General features: G+C 71.7%; 25 protein-coding genes, 1 other RNA gene and 1 pseudogene. 11 read left to right on the forward strand and 16 right to left on the reverse strand.

The window, feature by feature from the left end:
* Positions 1–103: 103 nt before the first annotated feature.
* Positions 104–1,096 (reverse strand): aldo/keto reductase, encoded by a 993-nt coding sequence (locus ACZ45E_RS06165; RefSeq protein ID WP_468217174.1) that lies wholly within the window; start codon positions 1,094–1,096, stop codon positions 104–106.
* A 63-nt stretch (positions 1,097–1,159) separates the two neighbouring features.
* Complete coding sequence (locus tag ACZ45E_RS06170) at positions 1,160–1,483, reverse strand: nuclear transport factor 2 family protein (protein ID WP_468217176.1); 324 nt, start codon at positions 1,481–1,483, stop codon at positions 1,160–1,162.
* Between the two features lie 90 nt (positions 1,484–1,573).
* Between ACZ45E_RS06170 and ACZ45E_RS06175 the strand changes: the two genes are divergently transcribed.
* The 4 genes from ACZ45E_RS06175 (at position 1,574) to ACZ45E_RS06190 (ending at position 4,206) form a co-directional block, all read left to right on the forward strand.
* Entirely contained in the window at positions 1,574–2,146 is a 573-nt protein-coding gene (locus ACZ45E_RS06175; protein ID WP_468217178.1) for a DoxX family protein, read from the forward strand.
* Positions 2,147–2,310: 164 nt separating this feature from the next.
* Positions 2,311–2,670 (forward strand): MazG-like family protein, encoded by a 360-nt coding sequence (locus ACZ45E_RS06180; RefSeq protein ID WP_468217181.1) that lies wholly within the window; start codon positions 2,311–2,313, stop codon positions 2,668–2,670.
* Positions 2,670–3,257 (forward strand): GrpB family protein, encoded by a 588-nt coding sequence (locus ACZ45E_RS06185; protein ID WP_468217183.1) that lies wholly within the window; start codon positions 2,670–2,672, stop codon positions 3,255–3,257. Before ACZ45E_RS06180 ends, ACZ45E_RS06185 begins: the two co-directional genes overlap by 1 nt.
* A gap of 43 nt (positions 3,258–3,300) precedes the next feature.
* A complete protein-coding gene (locus tag ACZ45E_RS06190) occupies positions 3,301–4,206 on the forward strand; it encodes a glycosyltransferase family 2 protein (RefSeq protein ID WP_468217186.1) in 906 nt (301 codons plus the stop codon).
* A 450-nt stretch (positions 4,207–4,656) separates the two neighbouring features.
* Here the strand turns inward: ACZ45E_RS06190 and ACZ45E_RS06195 are convergent, their stop codons facing one another.
* The 5 genes from ACZ45E_RS06195 to mycP all read right to left on the reverse strand — a co-directional run bounded on the left by ACZ45E_RS06195 (position 4,657) and on the right by mycP (position 8,863).
* Positions 4,657–5,172, reverse strand: coding sequence for a hypothetical protein (locus ACZ45E_RS06195; RefSeq protein ID WP_468217188.1), 516 nt, complete (start codon positions 5,170–5,172; stop codon positions 4,657–4,659).
* 2 nt (positions 5,173–5,174) lie between these two features.
* On the reverse strand, positions 5,175–5,672 hold the full coding sequence (locus ACZ45E_RS06200) for a hypothetical protein (protein WP_468217190.1): 498 nt from the start codon (positions 5,670–5,672) through the stop codon (positions 5,175–5,177).
* 26 nt (positions 5,673–5,698) lie between these two features.
* Entirely contained in the window at positions 5,699–7,042 is a 1,344-nt protein-coding gene (locus ACZ45E_RS06205) for a WXG100 family type VII secretion target (RefSeq protein ID WP_468217193.1), read from the reverse strand.
* 72 nt (positions 7,043–7,114) lie between these two features.
* The gene (locus ACZ45E_RS06210) at positions 7,115–7,492 is read right to left on the reverse strand and encodes a hypothetical protein (RefSeq protein WP_468217195.1); all 378 of its coding nucleotides are present in this window, start codon (positions 7,490–7,492) and stop codon (positions 7,115–7,117) included.
* Between the two features lie 30 nt (positions 7,493–7,522).
* Positions 7,523–8,863 carry a type VII secretion-associated serine protease mycosin gene (gene mycP, locus ACZ45E_RS06215; protein ID WP_468217198.1) on the reverse strand — a complete coding sequence of 447 codons (1,341 nt, stop codon included), beginning with the start codon at positions 8,861–8,863 and terminating at the stop codon, positions 7,523–7,525.
* Positions 8,864–10,090: 1,227 nt separating this feature from the next.
* On the opposite strand from mycP, the gene ACZ45E_RS06220 reads away from it, so the two are divergent.
* Positions 10,091–10,354, forward strand: coding sequence for a hypothetical protein (locus ACZ45E_RS06220; protein ID WP_468217201.1), 264 nt, complete (start codon positions 10,091–10,093; stop codon positions 10,352–10,354).
* A gap of 348 nt (positions 10,355–10,702) precedes the next feature.
* On the opposite strand, the gene ACZ45E_RS06225 is transcribed toward ACZ45E_RS06220, so the two are convergent.
* Both ACZ45E_RS06225 and rnpB read right to left on the reverse strand, forming a co-directional pair.
* Positions 10,703–11,221 carry a hypothetical protein gene (locus ACZ45E_RS06225; protein ID WP_468217203.1) on the reverse strand — a complete coding sequence of 173 codons (519 nt, stop codon included), beginning with the start codon at positions 11,219–11,221 and terminating at the stop codon, positions 10,703–10,705.
* 348 nt (positions 11,222–11,569) lie between these two features.
* Positions 11,570–11,971: RNase P RNA component class A (rnpB, locus tag ACZ45E_RS06230), an RNA gene on the reverse strand.
* A 105-nt stretch (positions 11,972–12,076) separates the two neighbouring features.
* On the opposite strand from rnpB, the gene ACZ45E_RS06235 reads away from it, so the two are divergent.
* Both ACZ45E_RS06235 and ACZ45E_RS06240 read left to right on the forward strand, forming a co-directional pair.
* Positions 12,077–12,838, forward strand: coding sequence for a MerR family transcriptional regulator (locus ACZ45E_RS06235; RefSeq protein ID WP_468217205.1), 762 nt, complete (start codon positions 12,077–12,079; stop codon positions 12,836–12,838).
* Between the two features lie 60 nt (positions 12,839–12,898).
* Positions 12,899–13,708, forward strand: a complete 810-nt coding sequence (locus ACZ45E_RS06240; RefSeq protein ID WP_468217208.1) for a hypothetical protein — start codon at positions 12,899–12,901, stop codon at positions 13,706–13,708.
* Here the strand turns inward: ACZ45E_RS06240 and ACZ45E_RS06245 are convergent.
* Entirely contained in the window at positions 13,659–15,104 is a 1,446-nt protein-coding gene (locus ACZ45E_RS06245; protein WP_468217211.1) for an RNB domain-containing ribonuclease, read from the reverse strand. The two genes, ACZ45E_RS06240 and ACZ45E_RS06245, sit on opposite strands and share 50 nt — an antisense overlap.
* A gap of 129 nt (positions 15,105–15,233) precedes the next feature.
* Here ACZ45E_RS06245 and yaaA point away from each other — a divergent pair, with 129 nt between their 5' ends.
* Both yaaA and eda read left to right on the forward strand, forming a co-directional pair.
* On the forward strand, positions 15,234–16,016 hold the full coding sequence (gene yaaA / locus ACZ45E_RS06250) for a peroxide stress protein YaaA (protein ID WP_468217214.1): 783 nt from the start codon (positions 15,234–15,236) through the stop codon (positions 16,014–16,016).
* Between the two features lie 74 nt (positions 16,017–16,090).
* Positions 16,091–16,741, forward strand: a complete 651-nt coding sequence (eda, locus tag ACZ45E_RS06255; RefSeq protein ID WP_468217217.1) for a bifunctional 4-hydroxy-2-oxoglutarate aldolase/2-dehydro-3-deoxy-phosphogluconate aldolase — start codon at positions 16,091–16,093, stop codon at positions 16,739–16,741.
* On the opposite strand, the pseudogene ACZ45E_RS06260 reads toward eda, so the two are convergent.
* The 3 genes and pseudogenes from ACZ45E_RS06260 to ACZ45E_RS06270 all read right to left on the reverse strand — a co-directional run.
* Positions 16,716–17,354, reverse strand: a pseudogene (locus ACZ45E_RS06260) (histidine phosphatase family protein); the annotation flags it as partial. The gene eda and the pseudogene ACZ45E_RS06260 overlap by 26 nt on opposite strands.
* 2 nt (positions 17,355–17,356) lie before the next feature.
* The gene (locus ACZ45E_RS06265) at positions 17,357–18,100 is read right to left on the reverse strand and encodes a zinc ribbon domain-containing protein (RefSeq protein ID WP_468218226.1); all 744 of its coding nucleotides are present in this window, start codon (positions 18,098–18,100) and stop codon (positions 17,357–17,359) included.
* Positions 18,097–18,957, reverse strand: a complete 861-nt coding sequence (locus ACZ45E_RS06270) for a Nif3-like dinuclear metal center hexameric protein (RefSeq protein WP_468217220.1) — start codon at positions 18,955–18,957, stop codon at positions 18,097–18,099. The genes ACZ45E_RS06265 and ACZ45E_RS06270 overlap by 4 nt, the downstream gene beginning before the upstream one ends.
* Positions 18,958–19,200: 243 nt before the next feature.
* Here ACZ45E_RS06270 and ACZ45E_RS06275 point away from each other — a divergent pair, with 243 nt between their 5' ends.
* Together ACZ45E_RS06275 and ACZ45E_RS06280 are read left to right on the forward strand one after the other, a co-directional pair.
* Positions 19,201–20,409, forward strand: coding sequence for a hypothetical protein (locus ACZ45E_RS06275; RefSeq protein ID WP_468217222.1), 1,209 nt, complete (start codon positions 19,201–19,203; stop codon positions 20,407–20,409).
* Positions 20,410–20,481: 72 nt separating this feature from the next.
* Positions 20,482–20,649 (forward strand): hypothetical protein, encoded by a 168-nt coding sequence (locus ACZ45E_RS06280; RefSeq protein ID WP_468217223.1) that lies wholly within the window; start codon positions 20,482–20,484, stop codon positions 20,647–20,649.
* Positions 20,650–20,753: 104 nt separating this feature from the next.
* Here the strand turns inward: ACZ45E_RS06280 and ACZ45E_RS06285 are convergent, their stop codons facing one another.
* From ACZ45E_RS06285 to ACZ45E_RS06295, 3 genes are all read right to left on the reverse strand, one after another.
* Positions 20,754–21,692 carry a 3-oxoacyl-ACP reductase gene (locus ACZ45E_RS06285; protein ID WP_468217225.1) on the reverse strand — a complete coding sequence of 313 codons (939 nt, stop codon included), beginning with the start codon at positions 21,690–21,692 and terminating at the stop codon, positions 20,754–20,756.
* Positions 21,693–21,798: 106 nt separating this feature from the next.
* Positions 21,799–22,875 carry a Zn-dependent alcohol dehydrogenase gene (locus ACZ45E_RS06290; protein ID WP_468217227.1) on the reverse strand — a complete coding sequence of 359 codons (1,077 nt, stop codon included), beginning with the start codon at positions 22,873–22,875 and terminating at the stop codon, positions 21,799–21,801.
* A gap of 75 nt (positions 22,876–22,950) precedes the next feature.
* On the reverse strand, positions 22,951–23,805 hold the full coding sequence (locus ACZ45E_RS06295) for a MaoC/PaaZ C-terminal domain-containing protein (RefSeq protein WP_468218228.1): 855 nt from the start codon (positions 23,803–23,805) through the stop codon (positions 22,951–22,953).
* Positions 23,806–23,809 lie beyond the last annotated feature (4 nt).

The raw sequence follows: 23,809 nt of genomic DNA on the forward strand, positions 1-23,809 counted from the left end.
GGGGTGGGGGTTCCCCCCCTTTTTTGTTTTTTTTTTTTTTTTTTTTTGTTTTTTTTTTTTTTTTTTTTCCCTCCCCCCCCCCCCCCCCCCCCCCCGAGCCCGGTCAGGCCCGGCCCAGGATCTGCTCGATCTGCGCCGACTCGGCCCGGGTCAGCGGCCCGTGGGCGAGCGCGCCCGCGTTCTCCTCGGCCTGCGCCACCGTGCGGAACCCGGGGATCGGCACGAGGTGCGGGCCGCGCGCCCACAGCCAGGCGAGCGCGCCCTGCGCCGGGGTGCGGCCGCCGCTGGTGAGCACGGAGCGCAGCGCGTCGACGCGGGCCAGCCAGTCCGGGTCGGCGCCGCCGCCCGCGCCGAAGCCGGGCAGCCACGCGGGCGGGGCGCTGCGGATGTCGCCCGCGGGAAGGGTTCGTCCCGGGCCGTGACCACCGCCGAGCAAACCCATGGCGAGCGGGCTGCGGGCGATACCGGCCAGGCCCAACTCTGCGCACAGGGCGACCAGCTCGGGTGCGTCCTGGAGGACGTTGCAGCGGTGCTGCACGGCCGCGCAGTGCGGTCCCTCGGCGAAGACGCGGGCCCGTCCGGGGTCGTCGGTGCTCCACGCGTAGGCGCGTATCAGCCCTTCGCGCACGAACTCCTCGCAGGCGTCGCGGAGCAGCGCGGCGCGCTCCGGGGCGGCGTCGGAGAGGTGCAACTGGTAGAGGTCGAGGTGGTCGGTGCCGAGGCGGGCGAGCGACGCGGTCAGGGCGCGGCGGGCATGCCCCGGGGAGTCGTCGCTGCCGGTGAGGGTCCGGGACCGTTCGTCGAAGACGTTGCCCCACTTGGTGGCGAGGACGACGTCGTCGCGGCGCTTGCCGAGGGCGCGGCCGAGGACGCGTTCGCTGTGGCCCGCCCCGTAGACGTCGGCCGTGTCGAAGAAGGTGACGCCCAGATCGAGGGCGCGCCGCACGGCCCGCACCGACTCCTCGTCGTCGACCGGGCCCCAGCCGAGCGGCCGCCCGTCCGGGTCCTGCCACTCACCGCCGATGGCCCAGCACCCGAAGCCGAGCGCGCTGACCTCGATACCGCTTCCACCCAGGTTCCTTGTCATGGTGTCCATGCCTGGGGACGCTAGGAGTTGAAGCGCACACGAGATCAACACCCGGCGCTGGAAACGCTGTTGTCAGGCTTGCCCGGTCTCGAAGCGGGTGACCTTGCCGCCCGCCACGTCGAACGTCCACCGGGTGCGCATCTCGCCCCACGTGTCGTTGCGGTAGCGGGCGACGAGGGCGCGGCCCTCGGCGGTCTCCTTCTCGATCTCCATGTGGCCGTTCGAGTCGAAGATCTCGCGGGCCGTCCAGTCGGCGAGGTCCCGGTCGGTACCGTCGTCGGCCATGGTCGCATCGGGCGCGAGCACGGCCCGGAAGGCCTCTTCGTCGTGGGCGTTGAGCGCCGAGACGAAGGCGCGGACGGCCGGGTCGCTGAGCTTCGCGGTCTGGATGGGCATGCGCCCAGGCTCGCACCGCCGCCGGGGGCCCGCCACCCGAATGGGCCCGCGCACCAGGTGCGCGGGCCCACGCTGCCGGACGGTGGGGACATGACCTGCACACGTTCGCGTATCTCCCGTTCCTGCCGCCCCTCGGGCAGCGCCTGCCACTCCCGTCGCGATCTGGGCCTTCTCGCGCTGCGCCTGGGCACCGGCGGGGTGCTCGCCGCGCACGGCGCGCAGAAGCTGCTCGGCTGGTTCGGCGGGGGCGGCGTGTCCGGCACGACCGCCGCCATGGAGTCCATGGGGTACGCCCCCGCCAGGGCGAGCGCCCTCGCGGCCGGGCTCGGCGAGGCGGGCGGCGGGGCGCTCCTCGCGCTCGGCCTCGCCACCCCGCTGGGCGGCGCGGCCGCGGCCGGGACCATGGCGGGCGCGGCGGCCGTACACGCCCCGAACGGCTTCTTCGCGATGGAGGGCGGCTACGAGTACCCGGCGTTCCTCGGCTTCGTCGCGGCGGGCCTCGCGGTGACCGGCGCGGGCCACTACTCCCTCGACCACGCGCTCGGTCATGTGCTCGACCGGCACTGGATGGTGCCGGCGGCGCTCGTGGGGGCCGCGGCGGCGACCCTGGCGGTGGTCGGCTCGCGCACCAGGCGGGTCCGGGAGACGGAGACCGGCGAGTAGAACCCGGCGGCCGGAATCCCGGACCCGGGGCGCGGAGACGGGCGAGTAGAACCCGGCGGACCGACCCGAATCCCGGTCCCGGGGCGCGGAGACCGGCGAGTAGAACCCGGCGGACCCGAATCCCGGTCCCGGAGCGCCACCGCGACGCCCTAGGCTCGTCCGTCGTGACGACGAAGAACGAACCGGCCCGCGACGACGAGCTGTGGACGACCATCGACCGGCTGCGCGCCTGGCTGGACGAGAACAATCAGCGCCCACCCCAAGAGGCCCTGCTCCTGCGGATGTTGAAGCTGTCGGAGGAGGTGGGTGAGGCGGCGCAGGCGGTCATCGGCGCGGTCGGCCAGAACCCGCGCAAGGGCGTCAGCCACACCTGGCAGGACGTCGAGTCGGAACTGTGCGACGTGGTCGTCACGGCTCTGGTTGCTCTCGGCACGCTGACGCCGGACGCCCGCGGGGCCCTGTCCGCGCATCTGGCGAAGGTGGCGGAGCGCTCGCTCGGCCCGACGGCGGAGGGGCGGGCCTGATGCCGCCGCACGAGAAGCCCGTCGTCGTCCCGCACGATCCCGCGTGGGCCGGGGAGGGCGCCGGGCTCTGCGCCCGGTTGCGGTCCGCGCTGGGCCCGTCCGCGCTGCACGTCGAGCACATCGGGTCGACGTCCGTGCCGGGCATGGCCGCCAAGGACATCTACGACGTACAGGTGAGCGTCGCCGATCTGGACGCCGCCGCGGCCGCGTTCGAGGCGCCGCTGGCCGCGCTGGGTTTCGTACGGTCGCCGTATCTGCGCGACCACGTGCCCGCCGGGCGGGAGGACGACGAGGACCCCGCCGACTGGGCCAAACGGTACTGGTCCCGGCGCACGGCGGACGCCGCGCCGGTCAACCTGCATGTGCGCAGGGCCGGTTCACCCAACGAGCGGCTGGCGCTGCTGTTCCGGGACTGGCTGCGCGCGACGCCGGAGGCGGTCCCCGCGTACGCCCGCTTCAAGTACGTACTGGCGGCGGCCGTCGCGGACACCGGCACCTACGCCGACGTGAAGGATCCCGTCGTCGACCTCGTCGGGGTCGTCGCCGAGCGGTGGGCCGCGGAGACGGGTTGGCGGCCGCACGGATGACGCCCTGCGAGGACGCGGGAGGTGAACGGCTACCATCGCCGCCATGACAGACAGGCGCCGAACCACCGAACTCCCCCGCTTGGGCGTGGCCATCGTCACCATGGGCAACCGGCCCAAGGACGTGGACGCGCTGCTGGAGTCGGTGGCCAAGCAGGACGCGCCGCCGGCCCGCGTCGTCATGATCGGCAACGGTACGCCGCTGCCCGCCTTCACCGGCCTGCCCTTCGAGGTCACGACCGTCGAACTCGACGACAACCTCGGCTGCCCCGGCGGCCGGAACGTGGCGCTGGCCCGGCTGCGTGAGTTCGGTGACGTGGACGTGGCCGTCGAGCTCGACGACGACGGCCTGCTCGTCGACGCCGACGTCTTCTCCACGATCCAGAGCCTGTACGCGTCCGATCCCCGCCTGGGCATCGTCGGTTTCCGCATCGCCGACGAGCTCGGCGAGACGCAGCGCCGGCACGTGCCGCGGCTGCGCGCGAAGGACCCGATGCGGCGCGGCCTCGTGACCGCGTTCCTCGGCGGCGGCCACGCCTTCTCGATGGACATGCTGGCCGAGACCGGCGACTGGCCCGCCGACTTCTTCTTCACGCACGAGGAGACGGACCTGGCCTGGCGCGCGCTGGACGCGGGCTGGAAGGTCCTCTACGAGCCGTCGCTGCTGCTCCAGCACCCGAAGACCTCCCCGGCGCGGCACGCGGTCTACTACCGCATGACCGCCCGCAACCGCGTCTGGCTGGCCCGCCGCCGCCTCCCGCTCCCGCTGATCCCGCTGTACCTGGCCACCTGGACGCTGCTGACCTTGCTGCGTACGCGCTCGGTCGGCGGCCTGCGTGCCTGGGCGGGCGGTTTCGTGGAGGGCCTGCGGGCCCCGGCGGGCGAGCGGCGTCCGATGCGGTGGCGCACGGTGTGGCGCATGACGCGGCTGGGCCGGCCGCCACTGATCTGAGGGGCGACCTGCCCGGGTGCCGGGCGCGGTGCTGTGCGTTCGCCATGTTGTGGGGGCGGGGCCGCGCCGGGGTGCCTCCTCGGCCGGATCGGTTGCCTCGCCCTCTGACCGCCGGAGGCGCGTCGTCCTGAACCCTGTTCCTGCGGTGTCCTGCGGGGGCACCCCGACGCGGCCCCTCACGTTGGTTTGCGGGTGCGACCGTGCGACCCGGTGGGTGGCCGGGGCCGTGGTCAACCAGGCCGCGTCATGGCAAACGCCCCGAGTCGTCCTCCACGCGACCTTCCTCGGCGAGGTCTACCGTCACCCTGTCGAAGTCCTGCCGCACCAGTGCTCGGAGGCGCCGTTGGTGGTGCTGGTACGGGCGTGACACCGGCCGGTCCCGGTCAAGGCACTCCGCACAGGTCCTTGGCCTGTCTTGCGCCCCGCTATACGACCGGCTGACGTCCCCGGTCAGGGGTTGCGTGTGCCCCGCCACGTCCACCCGGACGACAGCACGACCTTTTGCAGCGGGTCCCGCAGGTCATTGGAGTCGAAGTAGAAGTCATAGACGCGATGGCGTTTACCGTCGGGGCCTTTTTTCAAATCCGCTCTCCAGGACTTCGCTCGAGTCCGCGGCCCGCTACCACGCTTCCGGGCCACAACTCGCCTGGCAGGCTCACCGGCCCAGGTGACTTCCTCAATGTCGACACAGACCCGTGCCTCGCGGCTCTCGCCGTCAAGGCGCAGGCGGAACTTGACCGTACGCTCGACCTGCCGTCGCCCCCGCCCGTTTCCGATCCCTGGATCGGTCACCTTCCACTCCGCCACGACGTCCGCCTTCTCCCCTGAGAGCGCAGGGCGCACGCTGTAAGGGTTGTCAGGGTTGTTGAGCGCGAGCAGGGCCGCCTCAACGTGGGAACGTGCCAATGGATCGACACCCTCGTCCGGGTATGCGGTTCCACTCCGCCAGTCCTGATAGCGACCCATCGCTACATTCCTTCCGGGGTGCTCGGTCGTACAGTGCGAACGAAGTCCTGAAATTCCTCGAGCACTTCGTGCAGTTGCTCCGTAGTGGCGGTCAACGCCAGCTTGATCACCGCATACTTGTGCGGATCTCCGATGTCAGCAAGAGGCAGGTACACCTGAATCTGGGCCAGGTCGCGGAATTCGTCCTCGACGGCAGCCGTCAGAAGGACACGCTGCACGAGAGCTGTTGCATCTACGGGACCTACCTCGCAGCGGTCCACCACTCGCAGCGATTCGGCGAACTGCCGCAGGCGCTCGACGGCCTCGTCGGCAAGGTCCGGCAGCGCTACACCAGAGGCCGGGATTTCCTCATCGATCGTGATGTTGGCAGCAAATCCGGCATCGGGGTGCGGGTGCAGCGCGGCGAATGCGACGCCGAAGGCAGCGATGCTCTCGGGTGATGCCGGGGCCCAGCCGTCAGGCAGCCGAAACTCGATGGGCACCGGTAGCGGCTTGGGCACTGCAGGTTCTCCTCTCAACAGGCTCATCAGTCCAACCAACCGCCGACAGTGTCCTTCAGCGACTTCGCGCCATGGCCAACGGCGTCCGCGGCACCACCCAACCCCACCGCGTCAGCGGCTCCATGAATGGTCTTGCCGAACTTGCCGGAATCAAAGGTGATCTCCGTACCCAACCCGGCGCCGACTCCGTCAGCGACGAAACCGTGCCCGCCAAGTTTCCACACGCCGTTTTCCTTCTCCCAACCGCCCTTTGCTGTGACGCCCTCACCGACTCCGACCTCCTGGGTCACACCGATGCCGATGCCGGCGATCTCGATGCCGCCACCGAAGGAGGTCTTCGCCCCGTAGAAGGCCTTGACGCTGGCACCGACCTCATCTTTGGTCACCTTGGCCGTAGCGCCGACCTCGCCGCCCGCGAACGATTCATTACGCGCATAGACGCCGGCGTAATCCCCGTACCCGAACCGTCCCTCGGCCATTTCCCGGATACCTGCGGACAGTTCCGCCTTGGCGGACAGACCCTTGGTGCTGAAGCCGTAGTTCGCGCTGCTGCGGCCACCCGCATAGGTGTCGACAAGCCCGGAGAGATTCCACCCGCCGTTGGTCGCCGCGCCTTTCCCTGTCAGGTGGAACAGGTCAAAGCCCGCTTTGGCCGAGCCTTCCTTGCCGTACTTGGGATCGGCAGAGGAACCAAGCGCGGGCTTCATCCCGTCCAGAGTCCACTTCCAGTTACCGGTCCATCCGCCGGAGTCCTTCTCACCCTTGGCCGGGGCCTTGTAGTCCCTGAGATGGTCCTTCGCGTCACCGTTGAAGCCCTTCAGCGTTCCGTCGTTCACGGCGGAATCGACGACGACTCCGTCGAGGGCCGTCTGGACGGAGTGGTCGACCTTCTCCGCGTCCTTGACGATCAGGTCGAGGTGCTCCTGCCAGGCCGTGACGGCCAGGCCCACGGAATCCTGATAGGAGGGGTCGTGGTGAAGAGCGTTGCGCTCACCCTCGGTGAGGTCGGTGGTGTCGAAGGACACTGCGCCCTCTGCGGAGACGGCCATACCCGCCTTGATGGCCTCAGCGCGAGCGGACTTGAGCCGCTTGCGCACCTCTGCGAACTGGTGATGTGCATCCCGCAGCAGGGAGGCCACAGCTTTGGCCTCGGTCTGGGCCTTCTGAAATTCCTTCAGCGTGACATCGAAGCGCTGGTTGGCGGCGTCCGCGCTCAACCCGGACCAGCCCGGCCCCAAAGATATGCCGTGCACGTCACGGTCGTAGGCGCGTTCCTGTGTGTGGAGCTCCTTGGCCATCCCGTCCCAACGGTCTGCGGCCGCGGTGAGGGCCGGTAGGTCGACCGTCATGATGTCGTGGTAGCTCGGCATGGTTCCCCCGTGATCCTGCGATACGGCTGCTGGACGAAGTGGTGTGCGTGAAGCGGCCGTTGGCCGGACCGGTCAGAATCCGTCGAGCGTCGACAGGGAGCGCGTCCTCGTGCCGACCGCACCATCGGTGCCCAGGAGCGTGTTGTTGGCGCTCCGCAAAGCCGCCTTCTCCGAAGAGAGCCGGTGCAACAGGCCATGCACCTGCTCGCCCCAGGTCTTGTGCGCCTTCTGCAGCGCCCCCGAGGTCGACCACCCGTCGCGGAACTCCTTGACGGCCGTAGCGGTCTCTGCGTCCGCCCAGTCACCCGCCTTACGGGTGCCCGGCTCGATGTGCTCTTCAATGGCCCGAGCTGCGGCATTCTTCTGCGCCGGGCTCGACGCGAGATCCGGCTGCCCACCGCCGGCCGTCCCCTCATGCGCCATGTGCTGTTCCCCGTTGCTGTCACTCATGAATCTCGCCCCCGCTCGATCCTTGCCATCTCACTGCCCACCCGATTGATCGGTGTCCCGGTAGGGCCACGGCTGTCCCTGGCCCACGTTGGGCTGCTGGCCGGGGTAAGGCGGTTGTGCCCCACGCTGCTGCGGCGCCAAAGGCACCGGCACCGTCAGCGTCGCGCCACGCCGATGACTGCGTACGGCGAACGCCCCACCGACCGCGCCGAACAGTACGAGCCCGCCCACGCCCGCCAAGATCCACGGCAAGGCGCTCGATGAGTCATCGGCGGCAGCGGCCGGGGACTGCGAGGCGCCGGTGGACGGCTTGGTGCCGGCACCGTCCGGCGCCGCCGAGCCAGCGGCCGGGTAGTCCGGCAGCGGGTACTCGTCAGCCGAACCCGGGTCCCCGGGGCTGGTGAGGGCGATCCGGGGGCGCACAGCGCCGTAGCCGATCTGGTCGGTGCGATCCCGGCCACTGACCGGGCCGCTCGCCGTGTTCAGCAGGACCCGCAGCACCTGGTTGTTCGTCCAGTCCGGATGCTTCGACCAGATCAGCGCCGCCGACGCCGACGCGAGCGCGGTGGCGTCGCTCGTGCCATGGGACTCACACACACCGGTCTTGCCCGTGCATGCGGCGATCATCTGTGCGCCGGGCGCGACCAGATCCACCTGCGGTCCGGACTGGGATTCCGAGGTCTTCTTCAGGTCCTTGCCGATGGCCCCGACGCCCACGACCCCGGGAGTCGCGGCCGGATACTCCAGTTCATTGGCTCCAGCACCGGTATTGCCCACGCCCGCGAAGATCAGCTTGCCCTTGGACAGCGCGTAGGCGACGGCCTTGTTCAACTCAGGAGAGTTGTCTGTACTGCCCTGAGAGATGTTGATGACCTGAGCATCAGAGTCCGCGGCGTAGCGGATCGCCTTGGACATGTAGGTGGGGTAGCTGTCCGGGTTGCCGTCGCTTTGCGTGTGTTCGTTGGGGTACGGAAGGCGGATCGGGAGCACCTTCGTGCCCGGAGCAAGACCGAACGAGCCGGTGCCCCGGCCCTTCGCTCCAGTGCCCGCGATGAGGACGCCCATGCTTGTGCCGTGGCCGTCGTAGTCCGTGTGCTCGTCACCGGAGCCGCGGGAATAGTCCTTGCCCGGTAGTACCTGGCCGCGCAGGTCTGCGAGGTTGGGATCGATGCCGGTATCGACGATGGCGACCGTGATGCCCTTGCCGGTGCTGGTCGTCCACATCTGCTCGGCGTGCATGGCGTCCAGGTACCACTGCCGGCCCCGGACGGACTCGGCATGTGCGGGTGTCACGGCGATGCCCACGAGGGCGACGCCGGCCATAGCTGACGCGAGCCGGAATCTGCATACCTGCTGGGTGCGGGAACTCATGATCATCCTTAGTTGTCACGCCGAGCCGCTGGAGGCAGACCCGGCAGGCGCAGCTCGGGATCCTCGCGCACCTGCTGCCCCACCTCGGTGTCCTCTGCGTCCTTGTGATCCGGCCGCTCATCGGGCGAACGTCCTTCCGGGGCACGCCGATCCTCAGCCTTGCGCGCCGCAACCGAGGAACCCCGGACGGATCCACCAGCATGCTGCGTCCCCGCGGTGCTACGGCTCACCACCGCTCCGCGGGCACCGGCCACAGCACGATCGGTCGCTGTCGAGGCACGCCGCGCCTGAGCGGACTGCTGCGGCTGACCACCGACGACACCGTCCGAGCCGGCAGGCAACCGCCCACCGGGACCGACCGTCCTACGCCCTGTGCCCGCCGTGGTGCCACGGCCCGGCCCGGCTGCCGTTCGTGCCGAACCCTCCGGCACGCCACCTCGGGCTCCGACTCCCGACTCAGAGGGTGACCCGCCGACAATCGTGCCCCGGGGGACCGAGCTTGCCCCCCGCCTCGTCTCCGGCGAGACCGGACGGCCCCCAGCAATCCCGTCCGCCGACCGCCCCGGACTCGCGGTACCTGGCCCGCGTACCGGTGAGGCCGTGCCGCCGTGGACACCCGGAATCCCCGGGCGCTCCCCGGCGGGAACGCCACGGCCTGGCGTCACTCCAGGAGAAGTACCAGGGCCGCCTGCTCCGCCGGTGCCTTGTGGAACGCCGAGCGGCCCGCGCCCGCCAGGTGACGAGGGGACGCGGCCACCTCCCGAGCCACGTGGCGAACCGGCGGACCGCCCCGTGCCTCCGAACAGGGGTGGTGTTCCGGAGGGTGGCGTGGTGGGTCCCGAAGTTCCACCCGGCAACGAAGGCGACGAAGGTGCCGGAGAGGAAGGAGTTGGCGTGGAAGTGGCCGGGGAGGGGAGCGTGCCGGCTCGATCAAGGGAGGTGCCCGTGCCACCCGTAGGCAGATCCGGGGACGGCCCCGGAAGGTGGGATGAGGAAGCGATCGGCTGGTGTCCGCCGGCCAGCGAAGCGCCATGGGCCGCTTCCTTGAGCGCGGCGGCTCCGACTGCGGTCACGCCAACTCCCCCTACCGCTGCTGCTGTCCCGGTGTCCGCCGGATCATCCGATGAGGACGAGACGTCCTTTGCGCCATGGCGGTCTCTGACTCGAGGAACGAACTGCTCCGGCAGTACCGGGAACTCCGGCGTCTTCAGCGCCTCGATCTGCTCCGTGGACGCCGAGTACGACTGCGCCAGCTTCGTCATCAGCAGGGCGGCTTCGGCACGGTCGTTGTCGTATCGCGTCTTCGCCGCCTTCACTGAGGAAGACGACGGCCCGTTGTCGTGGTTGCCGACGTCCGTCGACGCGGCGTCGTGCGCGTCCAGGATCGAGCGCGCCGAGGCGCTGGAGTTCTTCAACGACTCAATCTGCGGCTTGACCTCGTGCAGTGTGTCCGCTGCGTGCCCCAGCCACTTACCGGCGCTCTCGCTGTAGTCACTCAGACTCAGTGTTGCCCGAGCTGCGTGATCAACCCACTTGCGGAACGCGTCGGCCCCTTCGCCCTCCCACTCGACCGCTGTGCTGTGCGTCTTCAGGTCGCTGCCGATCTCCTTGATCGTCTGCGCCGCCGATGTCAACAGCACACCCAGGTCTGCCGCCGTCGCGCCGTCCGCGGGCTCGACCATCGCCCACAGCTCTTCCGGGCTGTGCACGGCGAACCGGTAGGACTTGGCCATGCCCCATGCCTGAGAACCCAGGTCGCTCATGCGCTGTGCCCTCCCTCGACAGTGCCGGCCCTGGTACCAGGTGCGGCCACGGTGCAACCGCGTGTGCGGGATGCCATCACAGGCCACCCGCTTCGCCGTCCGTCGGCTTCGGCGCGGACTCGCCCCCGGAAGCAGCGCCCGAACTGGCGTGATGGGAGCCGTGGCCCGCTGGCGCACCCGTATGCGCCAGCGCGTCGGCCTGGGACCGGATGCGACTCAGACGGGCACGCACTTCGTCGTCCAGGTTGTCGTAACCCGTCTTGGACGCATCGACCGTGGTGACCAAGCCCTCGATCTGCAGGGCCAGCATCTTCGACAGGTTTACCAGCTCGCTGTGCACCCTCGTGTATGCGGAGTGCAGCGCGTCCGCCTCGTCGAAGGAGCCCAATCGGCCGCCCGGCATCACTCCGCCCTCGATCGACTTCGGCGCCGCCTTCGACTTCTCCAAGGCCCGCAGCAGCTCATCGACCCGACGCTTGAACGTCGAGAGCGTCTCGCCCTCGACCAGCATGGCCTTCGCGGCAGCAACTGAGCCGATCGCCGCGGCAGCACCGATAACTGCAGCCCCTGCTGCATCCCCCGTGTCGGCAGACACGATCTGACCCTCCCGTACAGCCGCCTCGGCAACTGTCCGGGTCCGCCGAGGTCTTTCGCGATCTTCTCACCTACAACACGAGCAATCACAGCAAGGTACCTGCACCCTGCGTCTCTTGAAGAGGAGCAGGGAGCGGATGCAGGCACCGTGGCTCAAAGCGAACCATCCGAGCAACCCGTTGGCAGTGCCTCAAAACCAGAGAAGAACACACCTGATCGCGTCCGTTCGCACAGGTCACAGCAGCACCTTCTGGGCCCTGCTCGGGAAGACCCCAGGTCAGCCAGGAGCGTCGCCCCCGACGCCAAACGGCCCCGCCCCGGGTAAAAACCCAGGTCAGGGCCGTAAAGGCAGACGAGTCAGGCTGTACGCCGGGTTCTGTCGCCCGGTCACCTCGCGGTGGCCGGGGAGACGGCCATCCATCTAGGGCCGGCGTTGCCGCCGGCCTCGTGCGGTCTACCCGCGGACTCGGGCGGGCAGCCCTCGAACGTCCGCGCAGAGCCACCGAAGTGGCCCCTCTTGACCTTGCTCCAGGTGGGGTTTACCTAGCCGCCTGAGTCACCTCAGGCGCTGGTGGTCTCTTACACCACCGTTTCACCCTTACCCGGCACCTAAGCGCCGGGCGGTCTGTTTTCTGTGGCACTGTCCCGCGGGTCACCCCGGGTGGCCGTTAGCCACCACCTTGCCCTGTGGAGCCCGGACGTTCCTCGGGGGGTTCCAGAAGGGACCCCACGCGGCCGTCCGCCCGGCTCGTCTGCCGTGCCGACCATGATACCCGGCGTCCGCCACGGCCTCCCCCGCCCCGACCGGGGAGCGCCGCCTTGACCCTTCCGTAGCGTGAACGTTTCTACTGTGGCCATGAGGATCGGAGAGCTCGCCGCGACGGTCGGCGTCACCACGCGCGCCATCAGGCACTATCACCACCTCGGGCTGCTCGCGGAGCCCGAGCGGCAGGGTAACGGGTACCGCTCGTACGGGCTGCGGCACGCCGTCGAGCTGGCCCGGATCCGGCGGCTGACCGAGCTGGGGCTCGGGCTCGGTGAGGTGCGGGACGTGCTGGCCGACGACGCCGGGCGTGAGCTCGTCGAGGTGCTTGCCGAGCTGGACGCCGATCTGGCCCGGCAGGAGGCGGCGATCCACGCCCGGCGGGCCCGGCTGCGGGAACTGCTGACGGAGGCCGAGCAGGGGCGGCTGCCCGCCGAGAGCCCCGTCTCCCCCGAACTCGGCCGACTGCTGAACGAGGTGGGTGAGCTGGACGCCGAGTCGCCGATGGCCGCGAAGGACCGCGAGATGCTCACCCTGATCGACACGACCGCGCCGCCCGAGGTCCGCGGGCAGCTGATGGCGGCCCTGCTGCCCACTCTCACCGAGCCCGGCGCCCTGGCCGCGGCGCGCGCCGTGTACGCGCGGCTCGACGCGCTGGCCGACGCCGGGCCGGACGATCCGCGGGTCGCCGAGGCCGCGCGGGCCCTGGTCGCCTGTCTGCCGCCGGAGCTGCCCGGCATCGAGACGCCCGGGCACGGGGGTTTCCTCGACGCCATACTCGCCGACTTCTCCCCCGCGCAGGCCGAGGCCCTGCGACTGGCGCTGCGCCTGGCCACCGCGGGCGGCGCACGGTGAGGCGGCTGGCCGCCGCGGGCGGCGCACGGTGAGGCGGCTGGCCGCCGCGGGCGGCGCGCGATGAGGCGGCTGGCGCGGGCGTCGGCCTGCGCGGTCCTCGCCGCCGAACTCGGGCTCGTCCTCTGCCTGTTAGCGGGGGTGCGGCCGCCGATGTCCGCCGAGTTCCTCGTGCTGCTCGTGGCCGTCGGCGAGGCCGCGCTGCTCGGCGTGGTGTACCGGCGCGGGGGCCGGGCCGCCCTCGCGGACGTCCTGCCGCCGACCGCGCGCCGGCTCGTCGGGCACGAGCTGCGGGTCCTCGGCAGTTTCGGGCTGTGGGTGGCGCGGCGGCGGCACGGGGTGCCCGCGGGGGCCGACTCCTTCTCGTACGCCCGGGGGCAGGCCACGATGATGTACGCGTTCGCGTTCGTCTGCGTCGTCGAGACCTTCGGGATGTGGGCGCTGCTGCGGGACATGCCGGGGCTGCACCGGATCGTGCTGGTCCTCGATGTCTACACGGTGTTCATGGTGCTCGGCCTGCACGCGGCGTCCGTGACCCGGCCGCACGTGGTCACCGCCGACGCGTTGCGGGTACGCCGGGGCGCGTGGGTCGATCTGCGCATACCGCTGGAGCGGATCGCGGCGGTCCGCAGGGAGAACCGGTTCACGCACACGCAGGCCGCGGGCGAGCTGCACCTCGACGTGGCCGCGCAGACCAGCCTCACCCTCGAACTGACCGAGCCCGTACGGTACTTCACCTTCCTGGGCCGACCCAGGGACGTACACCTGGTGCGGCTGCACGCCGAGGAGCCCGACCGGCTCGCGCGGGCCGTCGAGGCGCGGCTCACGCGGGCGCGAACCGTACCTTCGCCTGTCCCGGGTCGGCCTGGGTGAGGCGGACGCGCAGCCGCTCGCCCAGGGGCAGGTCGGTGGCGCCGCCCTCGATCCGGGCGACGACGGCCGGTTCGGGCAGCTGGACGGTGCCGACCGGGGGTTCCTTCTCCTGCACGTCCACCACGTAGGCGTCGAAGAGCTCACCGACCCGGTGCTGCAGCAGCGCCGCCTCGACGAGGTCGACGCACTCGCGCTCCACGGTGTTGGCCCGGCGGGTGCCGTCCGCCATTTCCTTGGGGAGCGCGGCGAGCGCCTCGACCGCCCACTGTGGTGGTTCCCGCCCGGCGCACGCGGCCAGGCACAGCTCGCCGGCGTACCGGTCGACGAGGCGGCGCAGCGGGGCCGTGCAGTGGGTGTAGGCCGCGGCGACGGCGGCGTGGGTGGTCAGCGGGGGCCGCTCGCCGCCGGTGAAGGGGGTGTAGCCGGCGCCGCGCAGCAGGGTCGTGCACTCCTGGAGGAAGGCCGCGTGGTGCGGGAGGCGCGGGTCGAGGGAGCGGATGAGCGCGGAGTAGGGGAGGTGGTGCGGCCAGTCGATGGCCAGGGCCTTCGCGGTGTGGCGCAGCCGGCCGACGGCGCCGTCGGGGGCGGCGGGCAGGGTGCGCAGGATGCCGGTGCCGGCGGCGAGCATCAGTTCGGCGGCGGCCATGCCGGTGAGGAGGGAGATCTGCGCGTTCCAGGAGTCGGCGGGCAGTGGGGCGCGGTAGGCGAGCCGGTACGCGTCGCCGTCCTGGACGATCTCCTGTTCGGGGACGTTCAGGGAGATGCCGCCGCGCTCGGTCTCCAGCCCTTCGCGCAGCCGTCCGATGTCCCGCAGCAGTGCGACGCACTCCTCGGCGCTCGCGTCGTCGATGGCCTGCTGTACGCCTTCGTAGTCGAGTTTGGCGCGGCTTCGCACCAGGGCGCGTACGACGTCGGTGCTCCGCGTGCGCCCGTCGGCGTCCAGGTCGATCGTCCACAGGACGGCCGGGCGGGTGCGGCCGGGGAGGAGGCTGGCCGCGCCCTCGCTGAGGACGGTCGGGTGCAGCGGGACCTTCTCGTCGGGGAAGTAGAGGGTGGTGACGCGGCGGTGGGCCTCCGCGTCGAGGGCGCCGCCGGGTGTGACGAACGCGGCGACGTCGGCGATCGCGTACCGGACGCGGTAGCCGCCGCCGGGGCGCCGGGACAGGTGCATGGCCTGGTCGAGGTCGGTGGAGGTGGGCGGGTCGACCGTGAAGAACGGGACGGCCGTCTCGTCGCGGGTCGGGGGCCGGGGCGGAGCGGCGGCGACGTCCGACGCCTCGGCGAGCACCTCGGCCGGGAATTCGCCTGGCATGTCCGGTGCCGTACGCAGCTCGCGCAGCGCGGCACCGAGGGGCATCTGCGCTGCGCCGGTCATGCGGAGGAGGCGGCGGGGCATGCACCGAGCGTAGGGCGGCGGCGGCGATGCGGCACGACGGCGGGCGGGGTGAGCAGTGCGGCCCGATTACCCTGGCGCGGGGCCGCGCCCCCTCCCCCGCCGCTCAGAAGGACCCAGAAGGAGAAGCACGTGCTCGTCTTGCTGCCGCCGTCCGAAGGAAAGGCCGCCTCCGGCCGGGGCGCTCCGTTGAAGCCGGAGTCGCTCTCGCTCCCGGGGCTCGCGGGGGCGCGGGCCGCGGTCCTGGACGAGTTGGTGGAGCTGTGCGCCGCCGACGAGGAGAAGGCGCGTGAGGTACTCGGGCTGAGCGAGGGGCTGCGCGGCGAGGTCGCCAAGAACGCGGAGCTGCGGACGGCGGGCGCGCGCCCGGCCGGTGAGATCTACACGGGTGTCCTCTACGACGCCCTGGACCTGGCGTCGCTGGACGCGGCCGCGAAGAAGCGGGCGGCGCGGTCGCTGCTGGTCTTCTCCGGGCTGTGGGGCGCGGTGCGGGTGACCGACCGGATCCCCTCCTACCGCTGTTCCATGGGGGTGAAGCTGCCCGGGCTCGGCGCGCTCGGCGCGTACTGGCGGGCGCCGATGGCCGAGGTGCTGCCGGAGGCGGCAGGGAACGGGCTGGTGCTGGATCTGCGGTCGGCGGCGTACGGGGCCGCGTGGAAGCCGAAGGGCGAGGTGGCGGAGCGGACGGCGACGGTGCGGGTGCTGCACGCGCCGACCCGCAAGGTCGTCAGCCACTTCAACAAGGCGACCAAGGGCCGCATCGTGCGCTCGCTGCTGACCTCGGGGACCGCGCCCGCCTCTCCGGCGGAGCTGGTCGACGCGTTGCGGGAGCTCTCGTACGAGGTGGAGGTCGGGGCGCCCGCGAAGGGCGGGCGGGCGTGGAGCCTGGACGTGCTGGTGGACGAGGTGCACTGAGGGTCAACCCGTAGGCATTGCAGCATGCGCAACGCCCTTTGCGCATGCTGCACGGCACGGGGCAGGATGTCTCCATGACCTCCTCCTCTGTGCCCGGTTCCTCCGTGCTCGATCTCGGCCCTGTCGTCCCCGTCGTCGTCGTGGAGGATGTCGCCGACGCGGTGCCGCTCGCGCGGGCGCTGGTCGCGGGCGGCCTGCCCGCGATCGAGGTGACCCTGCGTACGCCCGCCGCGCTGGCCGCGATCCGGGCGATCGCGACCGAGGTGCCGGACGCGGTCGTCGGCGCGGGCACCGTGATATCCCCCGCCGATGTCGCCGACTCGGTGGACGCCGGAGCGCGGTTCCTGGTCAGCCCGGGCTGGACGGAGACGCTGCTCGACGCGATGAAGGGGTCGGGGGTGCCGTTCCTGCCGGGGGTGTCGACGACGTCCGAGGTCGTGGCGCTGCTTGAGCGCGGGGTGCGCGAGATGAAGTTCTTCCCGGCCGAGGCGGCGGGCGGCGCCGCCTATCTGAAGGCGCTCGCCGGGCCGCTGCCGCAGGCCCGGTTCTGTCCGACCGGCGGGGTCTCGCCCGCCAACGCCGCCGACTATCTGGCGCTGGCCAACGTCGGCTGCGTGGGCGGCAGTTGGATGCTCCCGGCCGACGCCATCGCCGCGAAGGACTGGGCGCGGGTGGCGACACTGGCCCAGGAGGCCAGTCTTATCGCAGGTGAGCGGTCTCGTTGAGGAAGCGGACGCTGGCGTTCTGGTCCGCGTAGTACGCGATCTCCGTCAGCGACGCCGCCGACAGGTCCATCCGGAACAGCGCCTCGGGCGGGGCGCCGAGCGCCAGCCGCACCAGGGTCTTGACCGGGGTCACATGGCTGACCACGAGCACCGTGCGGCCACGATGCCGCTCCGTCAGCCGGTCGCGCGCGGCGGCGACCCGCCGGGCGACGGCGGCGAAGCTCTCGCCGCCGCCGGTGGGGCCCGCCTCGGGCGAGGCGAGCCAGGCGGCCATGTCCTCGGGGTGCCGTTCCCGTACGTCCTTGAACGTCAGCCCCTCCCACGCCCCGAAGTCGGTCTCGCGCAGGTCCTCGTCGACGGTGACGTCCAGGCCGAGCCGGTCGGCCGCGGCGCGGGCCGTCTCCCGGCACCGCCGCAGCGGCGACGTCACGATCGCCCGCACCGTGCCGCGCTCGGCCAGCGCCGCCGCGGCCCGGTCCGCCTGGTCGCGGCCCGTCCGCGACAGCTCCGGGTCGCTGCCGCCGCTGCCGGAGAACCGCTTCTCGGGCGTGAGAGCGGTCTCACCGTGCCGGAGCAGCAGGAACGAGGTCGGAGCGCCGAGGTCGGGGGCGGCCACTACAGGCCGGACTCCGAGGTGCGGACCAGGATGCGGCGGCAGTTCTCGCAGCGGAGCACCGTGTCGGGGGCGGCGGCCCGGACGTCGTTCAGCTCCGTGATGTTGAGCTCCAGACGGCAGCCCTCGCAGCGGCGCTGGAACAGCTTGGCCGCGCCGACGCCGCCCTCCTTCTCGCGCAGCTTGTCGTAGAGCTTCAGGAGGTCGGCGGGGACCGAGCCCGCGACGACCTCGCGCTCCTTCGTCACCGTGGCCACCTCGGTGTCGAGACCGCCGGCGGCCTCGTCGCGGCGGGCCGTCGCGTCGTCGACCTTGGCCTGGACGGAGGCGAGCCGCTCGGTCAGCTCGCTCACACGCTCCTGCGCGGACTCACGGCGCTCCATGACCTCCAGGACGACGTCCTCGAGGTCGCCCTGGCGCTTGGCCAGCGAGACGATCTCCCGCTGGAGGTTCTCCAGGTCCTTCGACGAGGTGACCGCGCCCGAGTCGAGGCGCTGCTGGTCGCGGGTGGCGCGCTGGCGGACCTGGTCGACGTCCTGCTCGGCCTTGATCTGCTCGCGGGCGCAGTCGCTCTCCTCCGTCGTCGCGGCGACGTGCAGGTCACGCAGTTGCGTGAGGTCCTTGGTGAGCGACTCGATCTCGGCGTGCTCGGGCAGCGACTTCTTCTTGTGCCGGAGCTGCTGAAGGCGTACGTCCAGATCCTGGACGTCGAGGAGGCGGATCTGGTCGGCGGGCGCGGCGTTCAGTTGGGGGCTCCAAAAGTAGAGAGGGGTTCGCGGTGGGACGCCGCGTGGGCGGTCCAGGGGTCGGTGACCGTACGGGAGACGTGGACGCGCAGGTCCCATCCCTCGCGGTCGGAGATCTCGTCGAGCTGGGCGGCGGCCAGCTCGCACCAGGGCCACTCGGTGGCCCAGTGCGCCGCGTCGAGCAGCGCGAGAGGTGTGTGTGCGCGGGCCTCGCTCGCCGGGTGGTGGCGCAGGTCCGCGGTGAGGAAGGCGTCGACGCCCGCGGCGCGCACGTCGTCGAAGAGGCTGTCGCCGCTGCCGCCGGAGACCGCGAGGGTGCGGATCGTCGCGTCGGGGTCGCCCGCCACGCGGATGCCCTGCGCGGTGGCCGGGAGGCGCTCGGCGGCGCGGGCCGCGAGCTCGCGCAGGGTGAGGGGGTGGTCCAGCTCACAGACGCGGCCGAGGCCGCGGCGGCCCGCGGGGTCCGCCGGGTCGGGTACGAGGGGGCGGACGACCCGGACGTCGAGCGCTCCGGCGAGCGCGTCGGAGACCCCCGGGTCGGCCTTGTCGGCGTTGGTGTGGGCGACGTGCAGCGCGATGTCGTTCTTGATGAGGGTGTGCACGGCCCGGCCCTTGAAGTGGTCCGCCGCGACCGTCGTCGTACCGCGCAGATAGAGCGGGTGGTGCGTGACCAGGAGGTCCGCGCCGAGCTTCACGGCTTCGTCGACGATCTCCTGGACCGGGTCGACCGCGAACAGGACCCGGCGGATCCCGGCGTCCGGGTCCCCGGCGACCGTGCCGACCGCGTCCCAGCCCTCGGCGAGAGCGGGGGGCCAGAGGGCGTCGAGGGCGGCGGTTACTTCAGACAGACGGGGCACACACACAGGTTACCTGCGCCGCGCGCCCCTCTCCCAAGCCCGGTTCCCCTCGCCCCGGCTCCACCGCCGGTCCGTGAGCACACCAAGTACTTGCCTCACAGCCGATTCCGGACACGGCCACCCTTTGGTGTGAAGAGGCGGGCGGCGCGCGCCCCGGAGGTACGTACGAAAACTAGCTTCGGCTGTGCAGACACAGGGGACGGGACACCGAGAAGTCAGGACGACCGGAGGCGACGGATTCCCATGACGGCCTTGGCCACCGAGCCCGCGACCGGGGTGCGACCGCGGCCGCCGCGGCCCGGATGTGTGATCACCGCGGACGCGACGTACGCGGCACGGCTCGCGCACGACGGCGCGAGCCCCGGGTCCTGGTTCCCCGAGCGCTGGACCCTCGACGGCCCCGAGCCGTACGCGGTCCCGCTCCCCGCCCGGCAGCCCGAGGAGCCGGGCACCGCCGTCCTGCCGCTGACCGACGGCCGGGTGCTCATCCGGCGCGAGAGCGGCGGCCGCCATCTGTTCTCCCTCCTCTACCCGACCGGGCCCGGCACCGGTGAGGTGCCGCTCGGCTCCGTGGAGTGCGGGGAGCTGACGCTGCTGCCACCGGCGCCGGACGGGCTGCGCGCGTTCGCGCTGTCGGTGCGCGAGGAGACGACGGACGTGTGGCTGGTGGCGGGCGGCGGGTTCGGCCCCGAGCATGTGGCCGAGGTGAAGGGCCGCTGTTCGGGCGGGGTGTGGCTGGACCGCGCGGGCCGGCTGCTGGCGCTCGACCGGGAGCCGCCAGGGGGCGGGCCCGTGAAGACGGTCGCCGTCGACCTGGAGCGGGGCGGTGAGGCTTCCCCGCTGTTGCAGATCACCGAGGACAGCACGGACCGGCTGCTTCTCGCCGACCCGGACAGCGGTCTGATCGTGGTCCGCTCGGACGCCGCGGAGCCGGGCCGGCCGCGGCTGGGCTGGGGTGTGCTCGGCAGCACGCTGCCGATCCGCTTCCCGCGGGCGCTGCGGCCCGCGGAGTGCGCGGTGACGCCGTTCGCCGTGCAGCCGGGGCAGACGCTCATGCCGGAGGGGTGCGCGGTGGCGCTGCGCATCGACGCTGCGGGCAGTGCGGCCGAGGCGGTCAGTACCGCCGATACCGCTGATGCCGCCCATGTGCTCGGCGCGGCCGGTCCCGGGGTCGGTTCGCCGTGGCTCGGCGTGTGGCGTCCCGCCGAGGGCCGGCTGTACCAACTGGCGGCTCCGCGCGGCTGGTTGGCGGGGTGCGGCTTCTGGTCGCGGGAGGGCGTGCTGGCTCTGCCGTACGCCACCGAGGACGTGCCGTGCGGGCTGGCGCGGCTCCCGGCGCCGGAGCCCGCGGCGCCTCGTGCGGCGGCGCCGGCCAGCGCGCCGACGCCGGTCGCACCGCGCCCGGTGCCGTTGGCGCAGGCGCCTCTCGGTGGGCGCAAGGCGGCTGGTTAGACTCGTCCGGCTACAAGTGAAGGATCTTGTACGAAAGTTACGGGTTTACGGGTTTACGGGGTGAGTCTTCCGATGACGGGAAGCAACAGCAGGAACGCGGGAACGGACACCGTGGAGCGGGGCGAGGCGAGGGGCTCCGGGCCCGGCCGGCACCGCGGCGCGGTCACCATGTCCTCGGCGCAGGGCGAACAGCCCGAGCCGCGCGGACGCCACCGGGGGCCCCGCGCCGACGAGGCGTAGGGCGCGCGGTACGTGACAGCTGACGGAGGCCCGGCTCACCCGCCGGGCCTCCGTCGTGCCAGGGCCTACGGCGCGCCGGGGCCTACGGCGTGCCGGGGCCTTCCTCAGCCGTGTTTCAGTCCGAGCACCTCCGCCGCCGCGAACGTCTCGTTCGGGGGGCGGTCCCGGTAGTACGGGGTGAGCAGCGCGTCGAGTTCGTCGTACGTGAAGACGTCCTTGGCGGTGTCGAACTTGGCCTGGATCCGCGGGCGTTCGATGATCGCGACCATCCCGCCGTGCACGACGAGGAGCTGCCCGTTGACGTGGGCGGCGGCGGGTGAGGCGAGGTAGCCGACGAGCGGGGCGACGTGTTCGGGGGCCAGCGGGTCGAGGCCGTCGGCGGGTTCGGCGAACCCGGCGAAGACGTCCTCGGTCATCCTGGTGCGGGCCCGGGGGCAGATGACGTTGGCGGTGACGCCGTACTTGGCGAGGGCCAGCGCGGTGGAGGTGGTCAGTCCGACGATGCCGCCTTTCGCCGCCGCGTAGTTGGGCTGGCCCGCCGATCCCGCGAGGAACGCTTCGGAGGACGTGTTCACGATGCGGCCGAAGACTGGGGCGCCGGTCGACTTGGCCCGTTCGCGCCAGTGGCGGGACGCGAAGTGGGTGGTGTTGTAGTGGCCCTTGAGGTGGACGTGGATGACCGAGTCCCATTCGTCCTCGGTCATCGAGAAGATCATGCGGTCGCGGAGGATGCCGGCGTTGTTGACGAGGATGTCCAGTGCGCCGTACGTGTCCACGGCCAACCGGATGAGTTCCGCGGCCTGTTGGTGGTCGGCCACGTCGCCGCTGTGCGCGGTGGCCGCGCCGCCCCGGGCGCGGATCTCCTCGGCGACCTTCCCTGCCGGGGTGGCGTCGGACTCGCCGGTGCCGTCCCGGCCGGGCCGGCCGAAGTCGTTGACGACCACGTTCGCGCCGAGGCGGGCGAGTTCCAGGGCCTCGGCCCGGCCGAGCCCGCGTCCGGCCCCGGTCACGACGGCCGTGCGGCCGTTGAGCGGCGTTGACATGTGGTGCGGCTCCTTGTCGTCTCGCCTCGGCGTCCGCCGAGAGGGCGGGCTTTAGGGCGTGTTTCGAAAGTCCCGTCGTCCGCCCGAAGGGCGGGCCCCGCGGCGCCTAGATCTCGATGCACGTCCGCAGGGCGGAGCCCGTGCGCATCTGGTCGAGCGCCTCGTTGATCTCCGCCAGGGGGACGCGGTGCGTGATGAGGGACTCCAGGTCGATACGGCCCGCCCGCCACAGGGCGATGGCGCGCTCGTAGGACTGGAGGACGTCGCCGCCGCCGTACATCGAGGGCAGGATCCGCTTCTCGTCGAAGAACAGCTCGAACATGTTGAGCTGGAGGAAGTCGTCCATCGCGCCCGCGCCGACGACGACCAGGGTGCCGCCGCGCCGTGTGGCCTCGTACGCGGTGCGGGCCGTGGCCGACTTGCCGACGACCTCGAAGACGTAGTCGAAGCCTTCGCCCGTCGTGAGCCGCTGTTTGGCGTCGGCCAGTGCGTCGGGGTCGATCGCCTCGGTCGCGCCGAACTTCAGGGCCGCCTCGCGCCGCGACACCACGGGGTCGACGGCGACGATCTGCGCGGCGCCCTTGAGCCGGGCGCCCTGGATCGCGGAGATGCCGACGCCGCCGCAGCCGATGACGGCGACCGACGAACCGGCCTTCACGTCCGCGGTGTTGATGGCGGCGCCGAGCCCGGTGGTGACGCCGCAGCCGATGAGTGCGGCGATGTCGAACGGGACGTCGTCGGGGATCGGTACGGCGCACCCGGCGTCGACCACGACCTCCTCGGCGAACGTGCCGGTGCCGGCGAAGCCGAACACATCGCCGCCGGGGCGCTTGAAGTTCGGGGTGCCCGCGTTCATGAACCCGGCGAGGCAGAGCTGGGTCTGGCCGCGCTTGCAGGCCGGACAGGTGCCGCAGGCCGGGAGCCAGCAGACCAGGACGCGCTGACCCGTCGTCAGATGGGTGACGTTGTTGCCGACTTCGACGATCTCACCGGCGCCCTCGTGGCCGGGGACGAAGGGCGCGGGCTGGGGCAGCACCCCGTTCATGGCGGAGACGTCGGAGTGGCACAGGCCCGTCGCCCGCACCCGGATCCGGACCTTCCCCGGGCCGAAACCGACCGCCTCGACGTCGTCCAGCACCTCGAGTTTGTCCTGGCCTGTCTCGTGCAGTACGGCTGCTCGCATGGCGTGCGGCTCCTTTGCGTCGCGAAGGTCGTTCAGCTGTCGTCCTCGATGACGTTCAGCTGTCGTCGATGACGTTCAGCTGTGGTCGATGACGGTGTCGGCCAGGACCGGGGCCTCGTCGCGTTCCAGGGCCGTCACGGTGACCCGGATCCGGTGCGGCTCCCGCCACATGCGGACCCGCAGTGTCTCGCCGGGGAAGACGACGCCCGCGAAGCGAGTGGCATAGCGGGTGACGCGGGAGACGTTGCCGTCGAGGAGCGTGTCGACGACGGCTTTGAGCGTCATGCCGTACGAGCACAGGCCGTGCAGGATCGGCCGGTCGAAGCCGGCGAGCTTGGCGAACTCGGGGTCGGCGTGCAGCGGGTTCCAGTCGCCGGAGAGGCGGTAGAGGAGGGCCTGGTCCTCGCGGACGGGGCGGTCGACGGTGTGGTCCGGCTCGCCGGAGGGGGCCTCCTGGCGGGCGGAGGGGCCCCGGTCGCCGCCGAACCCGCCCTCCCCGCGAATGAAGATCTGCGCGTCGCTGGTCCACAACGGGCCGTCCGCGTCGGCGGCTTCGGTGCGCAGGACGACGACGGCGGCCTTCGTCTTGTCGTGGACGGCCGCCACCCTGGCCGACGTACGCGCCGTGCCCTTGACGGGGATGGGGCGGTGCAGCTCGATGGTCTGGCCGCCGTGCAGGACGTGCGCGAGATCCACGTCGATGCCGGGGGCAGTGAGGCCGCCCGCCATCGCCGTCCCGGCGCCCGCGACCGTCGCGAAGCTCGGCAGGACCTGGAGCCGGGACTCCAGGGTGTAGCGCAGTTCGTCGGGGTCGGTGGCGGGGGTGCCCGCGCCGAGGCCGAGGTGGTAGAGCTGGACGTCCCTGTGGTCCCAGGTGATCTCGGCGGTCCGGGGCTCGGCGGCTACGGCCTTGGCGGCGTCGATGGGCATGGGG

This window comes from Streptomyces sp. NPDC030991, assembly GCF_055571235.1.